Raw genomic sequence first — 21,674 nt, 5'->3', positions numbered from 1 at the left:
GCGGGAGCTGCTCGGCGCCGAAAACGACCGGCGCAGCCTGCTCTCGACACAGATCGGCTACTGGCGGCAGGCGCTCGCCGGCGCGCCGGAGGAGCTGGCGCTGCCCACGGATCGGCCGCGCCCAGCCGTGGCCGGGCACGCCGGTCACCGGGCGCCGCTGCACGTGCCGGCCGACGTTCACCAGCGCCTCGTGGAGCTGGCGCAGGCCGAGGGCGTCACGCCGTTCATGGTGCTGCAGGCCGCGCTCGCGGTGCTGCTGTCCCGGCTCGGTGCCGGTACCGACATCCCGATCGGCTCGGCCATCGCGGGCCGTACCGACGAAGCCATGGACGACCTCGTCGGCTTCTTCGTCAACACGCTCGTGATCCGCACCGACCTGTCCGGCGACCCCGAGTTCCGGCAGGTGCTGGGCCGCGTCCGCGAGGCGAGCCTGGGCGCGCTGGCGCACCAGGACGTGCCGTTCGAGCGCCTGGTGGAGGAGCTCGCACCGACCCGGTCACTGTCCCGCCACCCGCTCTTCCAGGTGATGCTCACCCTCCAGAACCTCACCCGCGGCGGCGCGCTGGAGCTGGCCGGCGCCGACGTCGCCACCGGCGGCCCGGCTTCGGCCGTCGTGGCGAAGTGGGACCTGGATGTGCTCGTCGGCGAGGTGTTCGACGAGCAGGGCCGCCCGGCCGGGCTGCGCGGCTCCGTGACGGTCGCCGCCGACCTGTTCGACGAGCCGGCCGCACAGCGGTTCGCCGGCTGGCTCGCGCGGGTCCTCGCGGTGGCGACAGGGTCCGCGGCGACGCGGCTGCACGCGATCGACGTGCTGGACACGGACTCCCGCGACCTTGTGGTGCGTACCTGGAATGACACCGCGATGCCGGTACCGGATGTCTCGGTGGTGGAGCTGTTCGCGCAGCGCGTGGCGTCCTCGCCGGATGCGGTCGCGGTGGTGGCCGATGGTGTGGAGCTGACCTACGCGGAGCTGGACGCCCGCGCGAACCGGTTGGCCTGGTCTCTGCGGCGGCAGGGTGTGGGCGCGGAGTCAGTGGTCGGGCTCCGCCTGCCGCGCGGCGTGGAGATGGTCGCGGCGATCGTCGGCGTGTGGAAGGCGGGGGCGGCCTATGTGCCGATCGACCCGCAGTTGCCCGCCGACCGGATCGCCTTCATCACCGCCGACAGCGGCGCCCACCTGGTCCTGACCGCCGATGACCTCGATCTGCCGGCCGCCGGCCCGGACCTCGCGCCGGCGGTGGCGATTGATCGGGCCAGCTTGGCGTACGTGATTTACACGTCGGGTTCGACGGGTCGGCCCAAGGGTGTTGCGGTGGCGCATGGTTCGTTGTCGAACCTTGTCTCCGTCTTCGGCCCGGTGATGGGTGCCGCCCCTGGTGTGGGTGTGTTGCAGTTCGCGTCGTTCAGCTTCGACGCCTCGGTGTTGGACGTTGCGGTGGCGTTGTGCAGTGGCGCGACGTTGGTGGTGGCGTCGGATCGGCAGCGTTCTGAGCCGGGCTTGTTGCGGGAGCTGCCCATCCAGGCGGCCAGTGTGGTGCCGTCCCTGCTGGGGGTGTTGGACCCGGCGCAGTTCCCGGAGCTGGGGACGGTGTTGGTGGGTGCCGAGGCGATCAGTGAGCCGTTGGCCCGGGCGTGGGCCGCCGGCCGCCGGCTCGTGAACACCTACGGTCCGACCGAGGCGACGGTGATGGTCGCGGCGGAGCAGGTCGACCCGGATCTGGCTGGTGTGGTGCCGTTTGGCCGGCCGATCGCGAACACCCGCCTGTTCGTGCTGGATGGCGGCTTGTCGCCGGTGCCGGTGGGTGTGCCGGGTGAGCTGTATGTGGCTGGTGCTGGCCTGGCCCGTGGCTACGTTGGCCGGCCGGGGTTGAGTGCGGAGCGGTTTGTGGCGTGCCCGTTCGGCAGTGGTGGGCGGATGTACCGGACCGGTGATCTGGTCAAGTGGGCGGCTGATGGGCAGTTGGTGTTCGTCGGCCGGGCGGATGAGCAGGTCAAGATTCGTGGTTTCCGGATCGAGCCGGGTGAGGTTGAGGCTGTCCTGCTCGGGCACGGCAGTGTCGCTCAGGCGGCGGTGATCGTGCGTGAGGAGCGGCTGGTCGCCTATGTGGTGGGTGACGGTGTCGACGAGCGGGAGTTGAAGGCGTTCGCGAGTTCGCGGCTGCCGGAGTACATGGTCCCGGCCGCGGTGGTCACGTTGGACGAGATCCCGCTGACGGTGAACGGGAAGCTGGACCGTGGGGCGCTGCCGGCACCGGAGTTCGCCGGTGGTGCGGGTCGGGCGCCGGCGACGGTGCAGGAAGAGTTGTTGTGTGCCGCGTTCGCGCAGGTGCTGGGCGTCGACGCGGTGGGTGTCGACGACAGCTTCTTCGCCCTCGGCGGCCACTCCCTGCTCGCGGTGTCCCTTGTGGAGCGCCTGCGCGCGAAGGGCTTCCGGGTGTCGGTGCGGGCGCTGTTCGAAGCGCCGACGCCGGCCGGTCTGGCGGTAGCGGCCTCGACGGGAGCGGCGGCGTCCGTGCCGCCCAACCTGGTCCCGGACGGCGCGCGGGAAATCACCGCCGCGATGCTCCCCCTTGTCGAGCTGACCGACGCCGAGGTACAGCGGATCGTCGCCACAGTGGACGGTGGCGCCGCGAACGTCGCCGACGTGTACCCGCTCGCACCACTGCAGGAAGGCCTGCTCTTCCACCACGTACTCGCCGGCGGGTCCGACGACGCCTACGTGCTGCTGCGGCTTGTGGAGTTCAGCTCGCGGGAGCGGCTGGACGAGTTCGCGGGTGCCCTGCAGCAGGTCGTGGACCGGCACGACATCTACCGGACCTCGGTGGTGTGGGACGGGCTGGCCGAGCCGGTACAGGTGGTGTGGCGGCGGGCCACGCTCCCCGTCGTCGAGCACGCGCTGGACCGGGTCGCCGGCAAGGACCTCGCCGAGGTGCTGCTGACCGAGGTCGGTACCCGGCTCGACCTGGGTCGGGCTCCGCTGATGGACCTGCACGTGACGTCCACCGGCGACGGGCGCTGGCTCGGGCTGCTGCGCATGCACCACCTCGTGCAGGACCACGTCGGCATGGACGAGCTGCTGAAGGAACTGCGTGCCGTGCTGACCGGCGACACAGCCGCCCTCGCGCCCGCGCTACCGTTCCGCAACTTCGTGGCGCAGGCCCGGGCGATCCCGCGCGAGGAGCACACCCGCTTCTTCACCGAGCTGCTCGGCGACGTGACCGAGCCGACCGCGCCGTTCGGGCTGCTCGACGTGCACGGCGACGGCGCCGACGCGGTGTCCGGCATGGTGCCGCTGGACGCCGAGCTGGTGACCGCGCTGCGTACCGTGGCGCGGCGCCTCGCCGTGACCCCGGCGACGCTGATGCACGTGGCGTGGGCACGCGTCCTGGCCACCGTGTCCGGCCGGGACGACGTGGTCTTCGGCACGGTGCTGTTCGGCCGGATGAACGCCGGCGCCGGCGCCGACCGGGTGCTCGGCCCCTTCATCAACACGCTGCCGGTGCGGATGCGTACCCGCGGGATCAGCGTGCGCGCCGCCGTCGACGCGATGCGCGAGCAGCTCGCCGCACTGCTGGAGCACGAGCACGCACCGCTGGTCGTGGCGCAGCAGGCGAGCGGGATCGCCGACAACGCGCCGCTGTTCACGTCGCTGTTCAACTACCGCCACATCACCGGCGCCGCGGCACGCCCGATCGACGGCGAGCCGGACGCGCGGAAGGCCCTGACCCGGGAACGGACCAACTACCCCCTCAACGTCGCCGTCAACGACCTTGGCGACGCGGGGATGAGCCTCAGCATCGAGGTGACGAAGACGGTCGACCCGTACGCGGTCGGCCAGCTGCTGAGCACCGCCGTGGAAAGCGTCGTCGCGGCGCTGAGCGCCAGCCTCGACCGCGGAAGCGACGTCAAGCTGTCCAAGCTCGACGTGCTCGACATCGCCACCCGGGTCCGCCTCCTGCACATGTGGAACGACACGTCGGTCGCGCTGCCGGACACCACGTTCCCGGTGCTGTTCGAGGAGCAGGTACGGCGTTCCCCCGGCGCGACCGCCCTGGCGTTCGGCAACACCTACCGCGGCACCTACACCGAGGTCAACGCGGCGGCGAACCGGCTCGCCAGGTACCTCATCGGTCGTGGGGTCGGTCCGGAGTCGGTGGTGGCGCTCGCGCTGCCGCGCTCGGCCGACATGGTGGTCGCGCTGCTGGCCGTGTGGAAGGCCGGCGGCGCGTACCTGCCGGTCGACCCCGCGCTGCCGCAGGGCCGGATCGAGTTCCTGCTGGGCGACGCCGCTCCGGTGATGGTGCTGACCACGGCCGAGAGCGCCAACGTTCACGCCGCGGTGGACAGCATCGGCGGTACCGAGTGCCTGCTGCTCGACACGGCGCGGACGGCGGCGATGCTGGCGACCGAGTCGCCGGCCGACGTGTCCGATGTGGAGCGTGCGGCCCCGCTCACCGGGCGGTGCCCGGCATACGTGCTCTACACGTCGGGCTCGACCGGCGCGCCCAAGGGCGTGCTGGTGGAGCACCAGGGCGTGCTGAACATGTTCCTGCACCACCGCGGCGAGTACGTGGCCGCGGCGGCGGGTTCGCGCATGCGGGCGGCGTTCAGCGCCTCGCTCTCGTTCGACACGTCGCTGGAAGCGCTGCTGCTGCTCGGCGACGGCCACGAGGTGCACGTGCTTGACGACGCGGTCCGGTTGGACCCGCGCGCGTTCGCCGACTACGTGGTCGAAAACCAGATCGACTTCATGAACGTGACGCCGTCGTACGCGCAGCAGCTGTTCCCCGAGGGCCTGTTGACCGACCTGCGGCATCGCCCCCGCCTGATCGTGATCGGCGGCGAGGCGATCGAGGAGCCGCTGTGGCGGGAGCTGGCCACCGCGGCGGACACGATCGGGTTCAACCTCTACGGACCCACCGAGTGCACTGTGGACACACTCACCGCGCGGATCGACGGAACCGCCCCGCTCGTGGGGCGCCCGTTGCGGAACACGCGCGTCTTCGTCCTGGACGACACCCTGTCCCCGGTGCCGATCGGTGTGCCGGGCGAGCTGTACGTGGCCGGCACGGGCGTGTCCCGCGGCTACGTGGGCCGGGCGGCACTGACCGGGCAGCGCTTCGTGGCATGCCCCTTCGGCTCACCCGGCGAGCGGATGTACCGCACCGGCGACCTGGTCAAGTGGACCGCCGACGGGCAGCTGTCGTTCCTGGGCCGGGTGGACGAGCAGGTCAAGATCCGCGGGTTCCGGATCGAGCCCGGTGAGGTCGAAGCGGTCCTGGTCGGGCACCGCGACGTCACGCAGGCGGCCGTGATCGTGCGGGAGGACACCCCGGGTGACAAGCGGCTCGTCGCGTACGTCGTAGCCGCCGAAGGCACCGGCGAGCAGGAGCTGAAGCTCTTCGCCGGTCACCGGCTGCCGCAGTACATGGTGCCGTCCGCGATCGTGCGGCTCCCCAAGCTGCCGCTGACGGCGAACGGCAAGCTGGACCGCAGGGCGCTGCCCGCGCCGGAGTACACCGCGGGCGCCGGCCGGGCACCCGCCACCGTGCGGGAAGAGCTGCTGTGCGCCGCGTTCGCCCAGGTGCTGGGCATCGACACGGTCGGCGTCGACGACAGCTTCTTCGCGCTCGGCGGGCACTCGCTGCTGGCGATGCGGCTGATCTCCCGGATCCGGGCGGTGCTCGGGACGGAGGTGCCGCTGCGGGTGCTCTTCGAGGCACCCACCGTCGCCGGCCTCGCCGCCCGGCTGGCCGGTGACGGCACCGACCGCGCGCGGCCGGTGCTGCGCGCGGCGGACCGGCCCGAGCGGGTACCGCTGTCGTTCGCCCAGCGCCGGCTCTGGTTCCTGGCCCAGCTCGAAGGCCCCAGTGCCAACTACAACCTTCCGACGGTACTGCGGTTTGCCGGCAACCTCGACACGACGGCGCTCGACGCGGCGCTGCGGGACGTCATCGCCCGCCACGAGCCGCTGCGCACCGTCTTCCCGTCCGTGGACGGCGAGCCGTACCAGCGGATCCTCGACCCCGCCGAGCTGGACTGGCGGCTTCAGGTCGTACGGATCGGCGCGGGCGAGCTCGACGAGGCCATCGGCGCGGCGACACGGCACGCGTTCGACCTGGCGGTGGACGTGCCGATCCGGGCCAGCCTCTTCCAGACCGGCGACAACGAGCACGTGCTGGTGCTCGTCGTGCACCACGTCGCGACGGACGGCTGGTCGGACGGCCCGCTGAGCCGCGACCTCTCCGCCGCGTACACGGCCCGCGCCGCCGGCAAGGCACCCGACTGGGAGCCGCTGCCCGTGCAGTACGCGGACTACGCGCTGTGGCAGCGTGAGCTGCTCGGTGACGAGAGTGACCCGGACAGCCTGCTCGCCGCGCAGGTGGGCTACTGGCGCCAAGCGCTCGCCGGCATCCCCGACGAGCTGCCGCTCCCGCACGACACGCCCCGCCCGGCCGTGGCCACCTACCGCGGCCACCGGGTGCAGTTCCAGGTGCCCGCCGCCGTGCACCAGCGCCTGGCGGACGTGGCGCGGGCCGAGGGCGTGACGCCGTTCATGGTGTTGCAGGCGGCTTTGGCGGTGACGCTGTCGCGGGTTGGTGCGGGTGTGGATGTGCCGATTGGTGCGGCGGTTGCCGGTCGTACCGATGAGGCTTTGGATGATCTTGTTGGGTTTTTTGTCAACACGTTGGTGGTGCGGACGGACCTGTCGGGTGATCCCGGCTTCCGTCAGGTGTTGGGTCGGGTGCGTGAGGCGAGCCTGGGCGCGTTCGCGCACCAGGACGTGCCCTTCGAACGCCTCGTCGAGGAGCTGGCACCCGCCCGCTCCCTCGCGCGGCACCCGCTCTTCCAGGTCGTCCTGACCCTGCAGAACATCGACCGCGCCGAGGCACAGCCCTCGGACACCGGATCGATCCGGCTCGCCCCGACCCGGTCACGACCGCGGTGCGGTGCGACCTGGACGTGATGGTCGGCGAGCTGTTCGACGCCGAGGGCAACCCCGCCGGCCTGCGCGGCTCGCTGGTCGCCGCGGCCGACCTGTTCGAGGCGACCACGGCGGAACGGTTCGCGCGCTGGTTCACCACGACCCTCGACGCGGTGACCGCCGCTCCCGACACCCGCCTGCATGCGGTGGGTGTGCTGGAGGTTGGTGAGCGGGATCGGGTGGTGCGTGGTTGGAATGACGTTTCGGTGGTGGTTCCGGATGTGACGTTCGTGGAGTTGTTCGCTGAGCGTGTGGAGGCGGCTCCGGATGCGGTGGCGGTGGTCTTCGAGGACGTGCGGCTGTCGTATGGCGAGTTGGATGCGCGGGCGAACCGTTTGGCTCGTCTCCTTCGGGGTGTCGGGGTTGGTGTGGAGTCGCGTGTTGCGGTGGTGATGGATCGTGGCGCGGATCTGGTGGTGGCGTTGTTGGCGGTGTTGAAGTCTGGTGCCGCGTATCTGCCGATCGACCCCGCGACGCCTGCCGACCGTGTCGCGTTCGTGCTGGGTGATGCGGCGGCGGCCGGGATTGTCACGACGTCGGTGCATGTGCCGGTGGTGGCTTCGGCGGGGTTGCCGCTGGTCGTGCTGGACGACCCGTCGGTGACAGCGGAGCTGTCTGTGTTGGACGCCACGAGTCTGCCCGCGGTCGGGTTGCCGGATCAGTTGGCGTATGTGATCTACACGTCGGGTTCGACGGGTCGGCCGAAGGGTGTGGGGGTTAGTCACCGCAGCCTGGTGGGTTTGTTTGCTTCGACGGATGAGTTGTTTGAGCTGGGTGCGGATGATGTGTGGACGTGTTTCCACTCGTTCGCGTTCGACTTCTCCGTGTGGGAGTTGTGGGGCGCCCTGGCGCACGGCGCTCGTGTGGTCGTCGTCTCCCATGCGGTGTCGCGGTCACCGCGGGAGTTTGTGGAACTACTCGTTCGGGAGCGGGTGACGGTGTTGAGCCAAACCCCGTCGGCTCTGTACCAGCTGTTGGCGGTGGACGGCTTCGGGCCGGGTTCGCTGCGGCTGATGGTGTTCGGTGGTGAGGCGCTGGACCCGGTGCGGTTGGCTGGCTGGTGGGAGCGGGCCGGTAGTGGTGGGCCGCGTCTGGTGAACATGTACGGGATTACCGAGACCACGGTGCACACGACGGCGTGGGATGTGACGCCTGCGGATCGGGGCAGTGTGGTCGGTCGGGGTATTCCTGGTTGGTCGGTGTTCCTGCTGGATGAGTCGCTGACGCCGGTGCCGGTTGGGGTGCCGGGTGAGATTTATGTGGCTGGTCATGGTGTGGCTCGGGGTTATGTGGGTCGGGCTGGTTTGACGGCGTCGCGGTTTGTGGCCTGCCCGTTCGCGGGTGCGGGTGGGCGGATGTACCGGTCGGGTGATCTGGCGAGGTGGTCGCCGGATGGGCGGTTGGTGTTTCTGGGTCGGGCGGATGAGCAGGTCAAGGTTCGCGGGTTCCGGATCGAGCCGGGTGAGATCGCCGCGGTGCTGCTGACCCATCCGCAGGTTGCTCAGGCGGCTGTGGTTGCTCGGGAAGACAGCCCGGGGGACAAGCGGCTGGTCGCCTACATCGTGGGTGGTGTGGGTGAGTCGGAGTTGAAGGCGTTCGCCGGTCAGCGGCTGCCGGAGTACATGGTCCCGTCGGCGGTGGTGACGCTGGACAAGATCCCGTTGACGGTGAACGGGAAGCTGGACCGCAAGGCACTACCCGCCCCCGACTACGCCGCCAACGCCGGCACCGGCCGGCGACCCGCCACCGCGCGGGAAGAGATCCTCTGTGCGGCGTTCGCCCAGGTGCTCGGCCTGGAGTCGGTCGGCGTCGACGACAGCTTCTTCGACCTGGGTGGACACTCGCTGCTGGCCGTCCGGCTCAGCTCCCGGATCCGGGCGGTGCTGGACGTCGACGTGCCGCTGCGGGTGCTGTTCGAGGCGCCGACCGTGGCGAGCCTCGCCGCCCGGCTCGCCGGGCCCGAGGGCGACGAGCCGCGCCCGGTGCTGCGGGCCGGTGCGCGTCCCGAGCGGGTACCGCTGTCGTACGCCCAGCGGCGGCTGTGGTTCCTCGCCCAGCTCGAAGGACCCAGCCCCACCTACAACATCCCGATGATGGTCCGCCTCGACGGCAACCTGAACGTCGCCGCCCTCGACGCCGCGCTGCGCGACGTGATCGCGCGGCACGAGTCGCTGCGCACCGTGTTCCCGTCGGTGGACGGCGAGCCGTACCAGCGGATCCTCGACCCGGCGGAGCTGGAGTGGAGCCTGCAGGCCACGTCCGTCACCGCCGACGAGCTGCCCGCCGCCGTTGCGGGCGCCGAGGCGTACGCGTTCGACCTGGCGACCGAAGCGCCGGTGCGCGGCTGGCTGTTCGCGCTGGCGCCGGATGACCACGTCCTGGTACTTGTGGTGCACCACATCGCCGGTGACGGCTGGTCGATGGGTCCGCTGCGCCGCGATGTGTCGGAGGCGTACGCGGCTCGGCGTAACGGCGCCGCTCCGGTGTGGGAGCCGTTGCCGGTGCAGTACGCGGACTACGCGCTGTGGCAGCGTGACCTGCTCGGCGACGAGGCCGACCCGGGGAGCCTGCTCGCCGGCCAGGTCGGCTTCTGGCGGGAGGCGCTCGCGGGCGCGCCGGAGGAGCTGGCGCTGCCGCTCGACCGGCCGCGACCGGCGGTGGCGACCCACCGTGGCCACCTCGCGTCGCTCGATGTGCCGGCCGAGCTGCACGAGCGGCTGGTGGGGCTGGCCCGCGCCGAGGGTGCGACACCGTTCATGGTGTTGCAGGCCGCGGTGGCGGTGCTGCTTTCCCGCCTCGGCGCCGGTGATGACATTTCGATCGGTTCGGCGATTGCGGGTCGTACTGACGAGGCTCTTGATGATTTGGTTGGTTTCTTCGTCAATACGTTGGTGATCCGGACGGATCTGTCGGGTGATCCGGAGTTCCGGCAGGTGTTGGGTCGGGTGCGTGAGGCGAGTCTGGGTGCGTTCGCGCATCAGGACGTGCCGTTCGAGCGGCTGGTGGAGGAGCTTGCCCCGGTCCGGTCGCTGTCGCGGCACCCGCTCTTCCAGGTCGGCCTCACCCTGCAGAACGTCGAGCAGCGTGTCGTGGACCCCGCCACGTCGCAGTCCCTCATGGATGGTGGCGCGGCCGCGGCGAAGTTCGATGTGGACTTCACCGTGGGAGAGGTGTTCGACAGCGAGGGGCGCCCGGCCGGCCTGCGCGGCTCGGTCGTGGTGGCGGCGGACCTGTTCGAGCCGGCCACCGCGCGGCGGTTCGCGGGCTGGCTCGTGCGGGTGCTCGAGCTGGTGCTGACCAACCCCGCGGCCCGGCTGCAGGCGGTGCAGCTCGTCGAGGCCGCTGAGCGTGAGCGGCTGCTGGTCGGCTGGAATGAGACGGGTTCGCCGGTGCCGGCTGGGTCGGTGTTGGAGTTGTTCGCCGGTCGGGTGGCGGTGGCTCCGGATGCGGTCGCGGTTGTTGGTGACGGCGGTGTCGAGCTGACGTATGCGCAGTTGGATGGTCGGGCCAACCAGCTCGGCCACCGCTTGGTCGAGTCGGGTGTCACTGCAGAGTCGGTGGTGGCGGTCGCGCTGGATCACAGCGTCGACCTGGTGGTTGCGGTGTTGGCGGTGTGGAAAGCCGGTGCCGCCTATCTGCCGGTGGACCTGTCGCTGCCCGCCGACCGAGTTGCGTTCATGCTGGCCGACAGCAGTGCACGTCTGCTCCTGACCGACGGTGACGTGCCGGCTGATGACGTGCCGGTGTTGCGCCTGGACGATCAGCGGATCGCCGCGCAGCCGTCGACCGCCCCGGCCGTAACGCTGAACCCGGCTGGTCTGGCGTATGTGATCTACACGTCCGGTTCGACGGGCACGCCGAAGGGTGTCGCCGTCCCGCACCGCGGTGCGATCAACTTGGCGGTGGCGCAGATTGCTCACTTCCAGGTCGAGTCGACCTCGCGTGTGTTGCAGTTCGCGTCGGTTGGTTTCGATGCGGCGGTCTCGGAGCTGTTGATGGCGTTGTGCTCCGGCGCCGTGCTGGTGATGGTCCCGGCCGAGCGGCTGCGTTCGGAGCTGGCCTCCGTGCTGACGCAGTTCGCCGTCTCACACGTGACACTGCCGCCGGCAGTCCTAGGCGTCCTAGCCGATGACGACCTCGCGTCCGTGACCACCCTGGTCTCGGCCGGTGAAGCGCTGGATCAGGCGCTGGTGGACCGGTGGGCGTCCGGTAGACGGTTCATCAACGCCTACGGCCCGACCGAGGTGTCGGTCTGCGCCTCCATGTCCCGGCCGCTCAACGTTGGTGATGCCCCGTTGATCGGTGCCCCAATCGCCAACGGCCGCCTCTACGTGCTCGACGACGCGCTGTCCCCGGTCCCGGTCGGGGTGCCAGGTGAGCTGTACGTCGCCGGTGCCGGTGTGGCCCGCGGCTACGTCGGCCGGGCTGGTCTGTCGGCACAGCGGTTCGTGGCGTGCCCGTTCGGTGCCGCGGGTGAGCGGATGTACCGCACCGGTGACCGGGTCAAGTGGACGCCAGACGGCCAGCTGGTGTTCCTGGGTCGGGCGGATGAGCAGGTCAAGGTCCGCGGCTTCCGGATCGAGCCGGGCGAGATCGAGGCCGTCCTGCTCACGCACCCGGGGTCGCTCAGGCTGCTGTCATCGCTCGGGAAGACGTGCCCGGTGACAAGCGGCTGGTCGCCTATGTTGTGGGCGGTGTCGACGAGCAGGTGTTGAAGGGGTTCGTCGGGCAGCGGCTGCCGGAGTACATGGTGCCGGCGGCGATCGTGGCCCTGGCTGAGTTGCCGCTGACGGTCAACGGGAAGCTGGACCGCAAGGCGTTGCCGGCGCCGGAGTTCACGGCTGGTGTCGGGCGTGGACCGGCGACTGTGCGGGAAGAGCTTTTGTGTGCGGCGTTCGCGCAGGTGTTGGGGATCGACTCGGTGGGCGTGGACGACAGCTTCTTCGCGTTGGGTGGGCACTCGCTGCTGGCGGTGCGGCTTGTCTCGCGGATCCGGGCGGTGCTCGATGTGGAGCTGCCGTTGCGGGTGCTGTTCGAGACCCCGACGGTCGCGGGTCTTGCCGCCAGGCTGACCGAGGCCGAGACCGGCAGGGTCCGGCCGGTGCTGCGGGCCGGGCAGCGGCCGGAGCGGGTGCCGCTGTCGTTCGCCCAGCGGCGGCTGTGGTTCCTGGCCCAGCTCGAAGGGCCGAGCGCGACGTACAACATCCCGACCGTGCTGCGGCTGGCCGGTGAGGTGGACCCGGCGGCACTGGACGCGGCCATGCGGGACGTAATCGCCCGGCACGAGCCGCTGCGTACCGTCTTCCCGTCGGTGGAAGGCGAGCCGTACCAGCGGATCCTGGACCCGGCGGAGCTGGACTGGCACCTGGAGGTCGTGCGGGTCGGCGCCGGCGGCCTCCCCGGTGTGGTGGCGCAGGCGACGGAGTACGCGTTCGACCTGTCGGTGCAGATCCCGGTCCGGGCGTGGCTGCTGCAGCCGGAGGCCGACCAGCCGGGCGAGGAACCGCAGCGGGTACTGGTCTTCGTGGTGCACCACATCGCGGGTGACGGCTGGTCGATGGGTCCGCTGAGCCGCGACCTCTCCACGGCGTACGCGGCGCGGCGCAACGGTGAAGCCCCGGAGTGGGAGCCGCTGCCCGTGCAGTACGCCGACTACACCGCGTGGCAGCGGGAGCTGCTCGGCGAAGAAGGCGACCCGAGCAGCCTGCTCGCCGAGCAGATCGGCTACTGGCGGCAGGCGCTGGCCGGGCTGCCGGAGGAGCTGGCGCTGCCGCACGACCGGGTGCGCCCGCAGGTGGCCAGCCACCGGGGCACACGGTGCCGTGGCGGGTATCGGCCGAGGTGCACCAGCGGCTGGTGGAGATGGCGCGGGTGGAGGGCGTCACGCCGTACATGGCGTTGCAAGCGTCCCTGGCGGTGCTGCTCTCACGCCTCGGCGCCGGTACCGACATCCCGATCGGTTCGCCGATCGCCGGCCGTACCGATGAGGCGTTGGACAACCTGGTCGGGTTCTTCCTCAACACGCTGGTGATCCGCACGGACCTGTCGGGTGACCCGGAGTTCCGGCAGGTGTTGCGCCGGGTGCGGGAGGCGAGCCTCGGGGCGTTCGCGCATGCGGATGTGCCGTTCGAGCGGCTCGTGGAGGAGCTTGCGCCGGCGCGGTCGCTGGCCCGTCACCCGCTGGTCCAGGTCGTGCTCACCATGCAGAACGCCGGCGAGGCGGCCGTGGAGCTCGCGGAGGTCCGCACCGGCGGCGGTGGTGCCGCACTCGAAAGCGAGGCAGTGGCCCCGGCGAAGTTCGACGTGTGGGTTTCGGTCCACGAGTCGTTCGACCCCGAGGGTGTCCCATCCGGCCTGCACGGCGTGGTCACCCTCGCCGCGGACCTCTTCGAGGCCCCGGTGGCCGAGCGGTTTGCCGGCTGGTTCGGCCGCGTCCTGGATGTGGTAACCACCTCCGTCGACACGCGGGTACACGCGATCGATGTGCTGGGTGAGGTGGAGCGGGCCAACGTCCTGACGGGTTGGAACGACACCGTGGTGGCGGTGCCGGACGAGTCCGTGACGGCGCTGTTCGAGCGGCGGGTGGCGGCGTGCCCGGATGCGGTGGCGGTGGTCGCCGACGGTACGGAGCTGACCTACCGCGAGTTGGACGCGGCGGCGAACCGGCTCGGTCATTACCTGCGCCAGCAGGGTGTGGGCGCGGAGTCGGTGGTCGGCTTGTCCATGCCGCGTGGCGTGGAGATGATCACGGCGATCTTGGCGGTGTGGAAGGCCGGCGCCGCCTATTTGCCGGTGGATGCCACGTTGCCGGTGGACCGGATCGCGTTCATGTTGTCGGACAGCAAGGCGACGATGTTGCTGGGCACCGAGGATGTGATCGGTGATCTGCCGGCGGGTCGGGTGCGGTTGGTGGCGATCGACTCTCCGCTGGTGGAGATGATGATCAACGCGAGCCCGGACACCCCGGTGGGCGTGATGCCGAATGCGGGCAACCTCGCCTACGTCATCTACACGTCCGGTTCGACCGGGACGCCGAAGGGTGTCGCGGTCACGCACGGCTCGCTGACCAACTACGTGTCGAGCGTGTCCGACCGTCTGGAGTGGACCGGCGAAGCGAGCCGCTACGCCCTGCTGCAAGCACAGGTGACCGACCTCGGCAACACGGTCGTGTTCATCAGCCTCGCCACGGGTGGGCAGCTGCACATCCTCGACGAGGACGCCGTGGTGGATCCGGCGGCGGTCGCGAGCTACCTCAGTGACCAGCGGATCGACTTTGTCAAGGCGGTGCCGTCGCATCTGGCCGCGCTGTCCGCCGGCGCCGGGATGGAAGGGGTGCTGCCGGCCCGGTCGCTGGTGTTGGGTGGTGAAGCGGCCCAGGTCGGCTGGCTGCGGGAGCTGGTTGCCGCGGCGGATGGTCGGAAGGTGTTCAACCACTACGGCCCGACCGAGACCACGATCGGTGTCGCCACCACGCAGCTGACCGTCGAGGCGCTGGACGGGGCGGTGGCCCCGATCGGTTCGCCGATCGGTAACACCCGCCTGTACGTCCTCGACGACAACCTCGCTCCCGTCCCGGTCGGTGTGCCCGGTGAGCTGTACGTCGCCGGTGCCGGTGTGGCCCGTGGCTATGTGCGTCAGGCCGGGCTGACGGGTTCGCGGTTTGTGGCGTGTCCGTTCGGTAGTGGTGAGCGGATGTACCGGACCGGTGACCGGGCCAAGTGGACCGGCGACGGAAACGTCGTGTTCCTGGGCCGGGCCGATGAGCAGGTCAAGGTCCGGGGTTACCGGATCGAGCCGGGTGAGATCGAGTCGGTGTTGCGTACCCAGCCGGGTGTGGTCCAGGCTGCGGTGATCGCCCGGGAGGACACCGCCGGGGACAGGCGGCTGGTGGCTTATGTGGTGCCGGAGGATGTGGAGGAGCCGGGCTTCACCGACGCCGATGTGAAGGCGTTTGTCGGGCAGCGGCTGCCGGAGTACATGGGGCCGGCCGCGGTCGTCATCCTGCCGCAGCTTCCGTTGACCGCAAACGGAAAGCTCGACCGCAAGGCACTACCCGCCCCCGACTACGCGCCCACCGCGGGCAGCGGGCGCCGCGCGGGGACGCTGCAGGAGGAGCTGCTGTGCGCCGCGTTCGCGCAGGTGCTCGACCTCGACTCGGTCGGCGTCGACGACAGCTTCTTCGACCTCGGTGGACACTCGCTGCTCGCCGTGCGGCTCACCTCCCGCATCCGGGCGGTGCTCGGCGTCGAGATCGAGATCCGTACCCTCTTCGAGACGCCCACTCCGGCCGGACTGGCGGCGCTGCTGACCGCCTCCGACACCGACCAGGCGCGTCCGGCGCTGCGGGCGGGAGAGCGGCCGGAGCTCGTACCGCTGTCGTTCGCGCAACGGCGGCTGTGGTTCCTCGCCCAGCTCGAAGGCCCCAGCGCGACCTACAACATCCCGATCCTCGTCCGCCTCAGCGGTGCGATGAACACCACGGCCCTCGACGCGGCACTCCGCGACGTGATCGGCCGCCACGAGTCGCTGCGCACCGTCTTCCCCTCGCGGGAGGGCGAGCCGTACCAGCGGATCCTGGAGCTTGACGAGCTCGACTGGCAGCTGCAGGTCGAACGCGTCGAGCCCGCCGACCTCGACGCCGCCGTGGCACGCGCGAGCGAGCACGCCTTCGACCTGTCGGTCGAGGTACCGGTGCGGGGCTGGCTCTTCGCGCTCGGGCCCGACGACCACCTGCTGATGCTTGTCGTGCACCACATCGCGAGCGACGGCTGGTCGATGGGGCCGCTGCGGCGGGACGTCTCGGAGGCGTACGCGGCTCGGCGTAACGGCGCCGCTCCGGTGTGGGAGCCGTTGCCGGTGCAGTACGCGGACTACGCGCTGTGGCAGCGTGACCTGCTCGGCGACGAGACCGACGCGGAGAGCCTGCTGTCGAAGCAGGTCGGCTTCTGGCGGCAGGCCCTGGCCGGAGCGCCGGAGGAGCTGGCGCTGCCGCTCGACCGGCCGCGGCCGCCTGTCGCCACACACCGCGGGTACATCGCGCCGATGGACGTGCCGGCCGGCGTGCACGAGCGGCTGGCCGAACTGGCCCGCGCCGAAGGCGTGACACCGTTCATGGTGATGCAGGCCGCCATCGCGGTGCTGCTGTCCCGCCTCGGCGCCGGTGATGACATTTCGATCGGTTCGGCGATTGCGGGTCGTACCGATGAGGCTCTTGATGATTTGGTTGGTTTCTTCGTCAATACGTTGGTGATCCGGACGGATCTGTCGGGTGATCCGGAGTTCCGGCAGGTGTTGGCGCGGGTGCGTGAGGCGAGTCTGGGTGCGTTCGCGCATCAGGACGTGCCGTTCGAGCGGCTGGTGGAGGAGCTTGCCCCGGTCCGGTCGCTGTCGCGGCACCCGCTCTTCCAGGTCGGCCTCACCCTGCAGAACGTCGAGCGGCGCGTCGTGGACGCCACCGCCAGCGAGTCCTTCGTGGACGGTGGCGTGACGGCGGCGAAGTTCGATGTGGACTTCGCGATCGGCGAGGTGTTCGACGAGCAGGGACGCCCGGCCGGCCTGCGCGGCTCGGTCGTGGTGGCGGCGGACCTGTTCGAGCCGGCCACCGCCCAGCGGTTCGCCGGCTGGCTGGCGAGGCTCCTCGACATCGTGTCCGCCGCGCCGGAAGCCCGCCTTCACACCGTGCAGGTGCTGGAGCCCGCCGAGCGTGAGCGGCTGCTGTTCGGCTGGAATGAGACGGCTTCGCCGGTGCCGGCCGGGACGGTGTTGGAGTTGTTCGCCGGTCGTGTGGCGGCGGCTCCGGATGCGGTCGCGGTGGTCGGTGACGGTGGTGTCGAGCTGACGTATGGGCAGTTGGATGGTCGGGCCAACCAGCTCGCCCACCGCTTGGTCGAGTCGGGTGTCACGTCTGAGTCGGTGGTGGCGGTCGCGCTGGATCACAGCGTCGACCTGGTGGTTGCGGTGTTGGCGGTGTGGAAGGCCGGTGCCGCCTACCTGCCAGTGGACCTGTCGCTGCCCGCCGACCGAGTTGCGTTCATGCTGGCCGACAGCAGTGCACGTCTGCTCCTGACCGACGGTGACGTGCCGGCTGATGACGTGCCGGTGTTGCGCCTGGACGATCAGCGGATCGCTGCGCAGCCGTCGACCGCCCCGGCCGTCATGTTGGACCCGGCAGGTCTGGCCTACGTGATCTACACGTCCGGTTCGACCGGCACGCCGAAGGGCGTCGCCGTCCCGCACCGCGGTGCGATCAACTTGGCGGTGGCGCAGATCGCCCACTTCCAGGTCGACTCGACCTCGCGTGTGTTGCAGTTCGCGTCGGTTGGTTTCGACGCGGCGGTCTCTGAGCTGTTGATGGCCCTGTGCTCCGGCGCCGTGCTGGTGATGGTCCCGGCCGAGCGGCTGCGTTCGGAGCTGGCCACCGTGCTGACGCAGTTCGCCGTCTCACACGTGACACTGCCGCCGGCAGTCCTAGGCGTCCTAGCCGATGACGACCTCGCGTCCGTGACCAGCCTGGTCTCGGCCGGTGAAGCGCTGGATCAGGCGTTGGTGGACCGGTGGGCGCAGGGTAGGCGGTTCGTCAACGCCTACGGCCCGACCGAGGTGTCGGTCTGCGCCTCCATGTCCCGGCCGCTCAACGTTGGTGATGCCCCGTTGATCGGTGCGCCGATCGCCAACGGCCGCCTGTATGTGCTGGACGACGCGCTGTCGCCGGTGCCGGTTGGGGTGCCGGGTGAGCTGTACGTGGCTGGTGCGGGTGTGGCCCGCGGCTATGTCGGCCGGGCGGGCCTGTCGGGGCAGCGGTTCGTGGCGTGCCCGTTCGGTGCCGCGGGTGAGCGGATGTACCGCACCGGTGACCGGGTCAAGTGGACGCCAGACGGCCAGCTGGTGTTCCTGGGCCGGGCGGATGAGCAGGTCAAGGTCCGCGGGTTCCGGATCGAGCCCGGCGAGATCGAAGCCGTCCTGCTCACGCATCCCGGGGTGGCCCAGGCCGCCGTCATCGCTCGGGAAGACGTGCCCGGTGACAAGCGCCTGGTCGCCTATGTCGTCGGCAGCGGCGTTGACGAGCAGGAGTTGAAGGGGTTCGTCGGGCAGCGGCTGCCGGAGTACATGGTGCCGGCTGCGATCGTGGCCCTGGCTGAGTTGCCGCTGACCGTCAACGGCAAGCTGGACCGCAAGGCACTGCCCGCACCGGAGTACACCGCTGGTGCCGGTCGTGGACCGGCAACTGTGCGGGAAGAGCTGCTGTGTGCGGCGTTCGCACAGGTGCTCGGTATCGACACGGTGGGCGTGGACGACAGCTTCTTCGCGCTGGGCGGCCACTCACTGCTCGCGGTGCGGCTCGTCTCCCGGATCCGGGCAGTGCTCGACGTCGAACTGCCGCTGCGGGTGCTGTTCGAGACCCCGACGGTCGCGGGTCTTGCCGCCAGGCTGACCGAGGCCGAGACCGGCAGGGTCCGGCCGGTGCTGCGCGCCGGGCAGCGACCGGAGCGAGTGCCGCTGTCGTTCGCCCAGCGGCGCCTCTGGTTCCTGGCCCAGCTCCAAGGCCCCAGCCCGACCTACAACATCCCCACCGTCCTGCGACTCGGCGGTGAGGTCGACCCGGCGGCGCTGGACGCGGCCCTGCGCGACGTAATCGCCCGCCACGAGCCGCTGCGCACCGTCTTCCCGTCCGTGGACGGCGAGCCGTACCAGCACGTCCTCGAACCCGCCGACCTCGACTGGCGGCTCGACGTCATCCGGGTCGGCGCGGGCGAACTGCCCGGCGTCATCGCGCAGGCCAGCGAGTACGCGTTCGACCTGTCCACGGACGTGCCGATCCGCGCCTCACTGCTCCAGCCCGAGGTCGACCAGCCCGGCGCCGAACCCCAGCGGGTACTCGTGCTCGTCGTGCACCACATCGCCGGCGACGGCTGGTCGATGGGGCCGCTGAGCCGCGACCTCTCCACGGCGTACGCGGCAAGGGTCGGCGGCGAGGCACCCCAGTGGGAGCCGCTGCCGGTCCAGTACGCCGACTACACCCTGTGGCAGCGCGAGCTGCTCGGCGACGAGAACGACCCGGACAGCCTGCTCGCCCAGCAGATCGGCTACTGGCGGGAGACGCTGGCCGACCTGCCGGAGGAGCTGGCGCTGCCGCACGACCGGCCGCGTCCCCAGGTGGCCAGCCACCGGGGGCACACCGTCCACTGGCAGATCTCAGCGCAAGCCCACGAGCGGCTCGTGGAGATGGCCCGCGCCGAGGGCGTCACGCCGTACATGACACTCCAGGCGTCGCTGGCGGTGCTGCTCTCGCGCCTCGGTGCCGGTACCGACATCCCGATCGGTTCGCCGATCGCCGGCCGTACCGACGAAGCGCTCGACGACCTGGTCGGGTTCTTCCTCAACACGCTGGTGATCCGCACGGACCTGGCGGGTGACCCGGAGTTCCGGCAGGTGCTGGCCCGGGTGCGGGAGGCGACGCTGGGTGCGTTCGCGCACGCGGATGTGCCGTTCGAGCGGCTCGTGGAGGAGCTGGCGCCGGCGCGGTCGCTGGCCCGTCACCCGCTGGTCCAGGTCGTGCTCACCATGCAGAACGCCGGACAGGCCACTGTGGACCTGCCAGGGCTGCGGCCCGGAAGCAGCACGCCCGCCGCGGACACCGGCGTGGACAGTGCGGTCGACACGGCGGCGAAGTTCGACGTGTACGTGTCAGCCGGCGAGGAGTTCGACGCCGAGGGCCGCCCGGCCGGCATCCAAGGTGTCGTCACCCTGGCCGCCGACCTGTTCGACGCCGTCGTGGCGGAGCGGTTTGCCGGCTGGCTCGTCCGGGTGCTCGACGTCGTCACCGCCTCTGCCGAGGTACGGGTGCGCGCGATCGATGTGCTGGGTGAGGTGGAGCGGGCCAACGTCCTGACGGGTTGGAACGACACCGTGGTCGCGGTGCCGGACGAGTCGGTGACGGCGCTGTTCGAGCAGCGCGTGGCGGCGAGCCCGGACTCGGTCGCGGTGGTCGCCGACGGTACGGAGCTGACCTATCGGGAGTTGGACGCGGCGGCGAACCGGCTCGGTCACTATCTGCGCCAGCAGGGTGTGGGTGCGGAGTCGGTGGTCGGTTTGTCCATGCCGCGTGGTGTGGAGATGATCACGGCGATCCTTGCCGTGTGGAAGGCCGGCGCCGCGTATCTGCCGGTGGATGCCACGCTCCCGGTGGACCGGATCGCATACATGCTGTCGGACAGCAAGGCGACGATGTTGCTGGGTACCGAGGATGTGATCGGTGATCTGCCGGCGGGTCGGGTGCGGTTGGTGGCGATCGACTCTCCGCTGGTGGAGATGATGATCAACGCGAGCCCGGACACCCCGGTCGGCGTGAGCACGGACCCGAGCAACCTTGCCTACGTCATCTACACCTCGGGTTCGACCGGGACGCCGAAGGGTGTCGCGGTCACCCAGGGGTCGCTGACGAACTATGTGTCGAGCGTGTCGGACCGTCTGGAGTGGACCGGTCAGGACGCCCGCTACGCCCTGTTGCAAGCGCAGGTGACGGATCTCGGCAACACGGTGGTGTTCATCAGCTTGGCGACCGGTGGGCAGCTGCACATCCTCGACGAGGACGCCGTGATCGACCCGGCCGCCGTCGCCGACTACCTGGCCGAGCACCAGATCGACTTCGTCAAGGCTGTCCCGTCCCACCTGACCGCACTGTCGGCGGGAGCGGGCATGGCCGGCGTCCTGCCCCGCCAGTCCCTCGTGCTGGGCGGTGAAGCGGCCCAGGTCGGCTGGCTGCGGGAGCTGGTTGCCGCGGCTGATGGTCGGAAGGTGTTCAACCACTACGGTCCGACCGAGACGACGATCGGTGTCGCCACCACGCAGCTGACCGTCGAGGCGCTGGACGGGGCGGTGGCCCCGATTGGTTCGCCGATCGGTAACACCCGCCTCTATGTCCTCGACGACAGCTTGGCCCCGGTGCCGGTTGGTGTGCCTGGTGAGCTGTATGTCGCTGGTGCCGGTGTGGCCCGTGGCTATGTGCGTCAGGCCGGGCTGACGGGTTCGCGGTTTGTGGCGTGTCCGTTCGGTAGTGGTGAGCGGATGTATCGGACCGGTGACCGGGCCAAGTGGACCGGCGATGGAAACGTGGTGTTCCTTGGCCGGGCCGATGAGCAGGTGAAGGTCCGGGGTTATCGGATCGAGCCGGGTGAGATCGAGTCGGTGTTGCGTACCCAGCCGGGTGTGGTCCAGGCGGCGGTGATCGCCCGGGAGGACACCGCCGGTGACAAGCGGCTTGTCGCCTACGTCGTCGCGGAGGATGTGGAGGAGCCGGGCTTCACCGACGCCGATGTGAAGGCGTTTGTCGGGCAGCGGTTGCCGGAGTACATGGTGCCGGCCGCGGTCGTCATCCTGCCGCAGCTTCCGTTGACCGCAAACGGAAAGCTGGACCGCAAGGCACTACCCGCCCCCGACTACGCCGGCGCGGCGGATGTCGTGGCGGGCGAGCGCCGCGGCCCCGCCACCGCACTCGAGCAAGTGATCTCCGAAGCGTTCGCGGAGGTGCTCGGTGTCTCCTCGGTCAAGCTGGACGACGACTTCTTCCAGCTCGGCGGCCACTCACTGCTCGCGGTCACCCTCGTGGTGCGGCTCCAGGAGCGGGGAGTGTCCCTGTCGGTGCGCAACATCTTCGCCTCCCCGACGGTCTCCGGCCTCATCGCGCAGATGA

The 21,674-nt window shown here is 70.5% G+C and carries 2 protein-coding genes and 1 pseudogene (1 of these 3 running past the window's edge); all 3 read left to right on the top strand.

Going from position 1 to position 21,674, the window contains the following annotated elements; all coding sequences use genetic code 11:
* On the top strand, positions 1-6,967 hold the 3' portion of the coding sequence (locus Phou_RS09745) for a non-ribosomal peptide synthetase (protein ID WP_173055478.1). It extends 6,893 nt beyond the left edge of the window; the window shows 6,967 of its 13,860 coding nt (coding positions 6,894-13,860); the start codon falls outside the window, past its left edge; the stop codon is at positions 6,965-6,967.
* Positions 6,946-11,700, top strand: coding sequence for a non-ribosomal peptide synthetase (locus Phou_RS51015; RefSeq protein WP_218578923.1), 4,755 nt, complete (start codon positions 6,946-6,948; stop codon positions 11,698-11,700). The genes Phou_RS09745 and Phou_RS51015 overlap by 22 nt, the downstream gene beginning before the upstream one ends.
* Positions 11,640-21,674: pseudogene (locus Phou_RS51010) on the top strand (condensation domain-containing protein). Before Phou_RS51015 ends, Phou_RS51010 begins: the two are co-directional and overlap by 61 nt.

Source organism: Phytohabitans houttuyneae (assembly GCF_011764425.1).
Taxonomy (GTDB): Bacteria; Actinomycetota; Actinomycetes; order Mycobacteriales; family Micromonosporaceae; genus Phytohabitans; species Phytohabitans houttuyneae.
The sequence above is the reverse complement of the archived record's forward strand: the minus strand, read 5'-3'. Positions and strand labels throughout refer to the sequence as shown.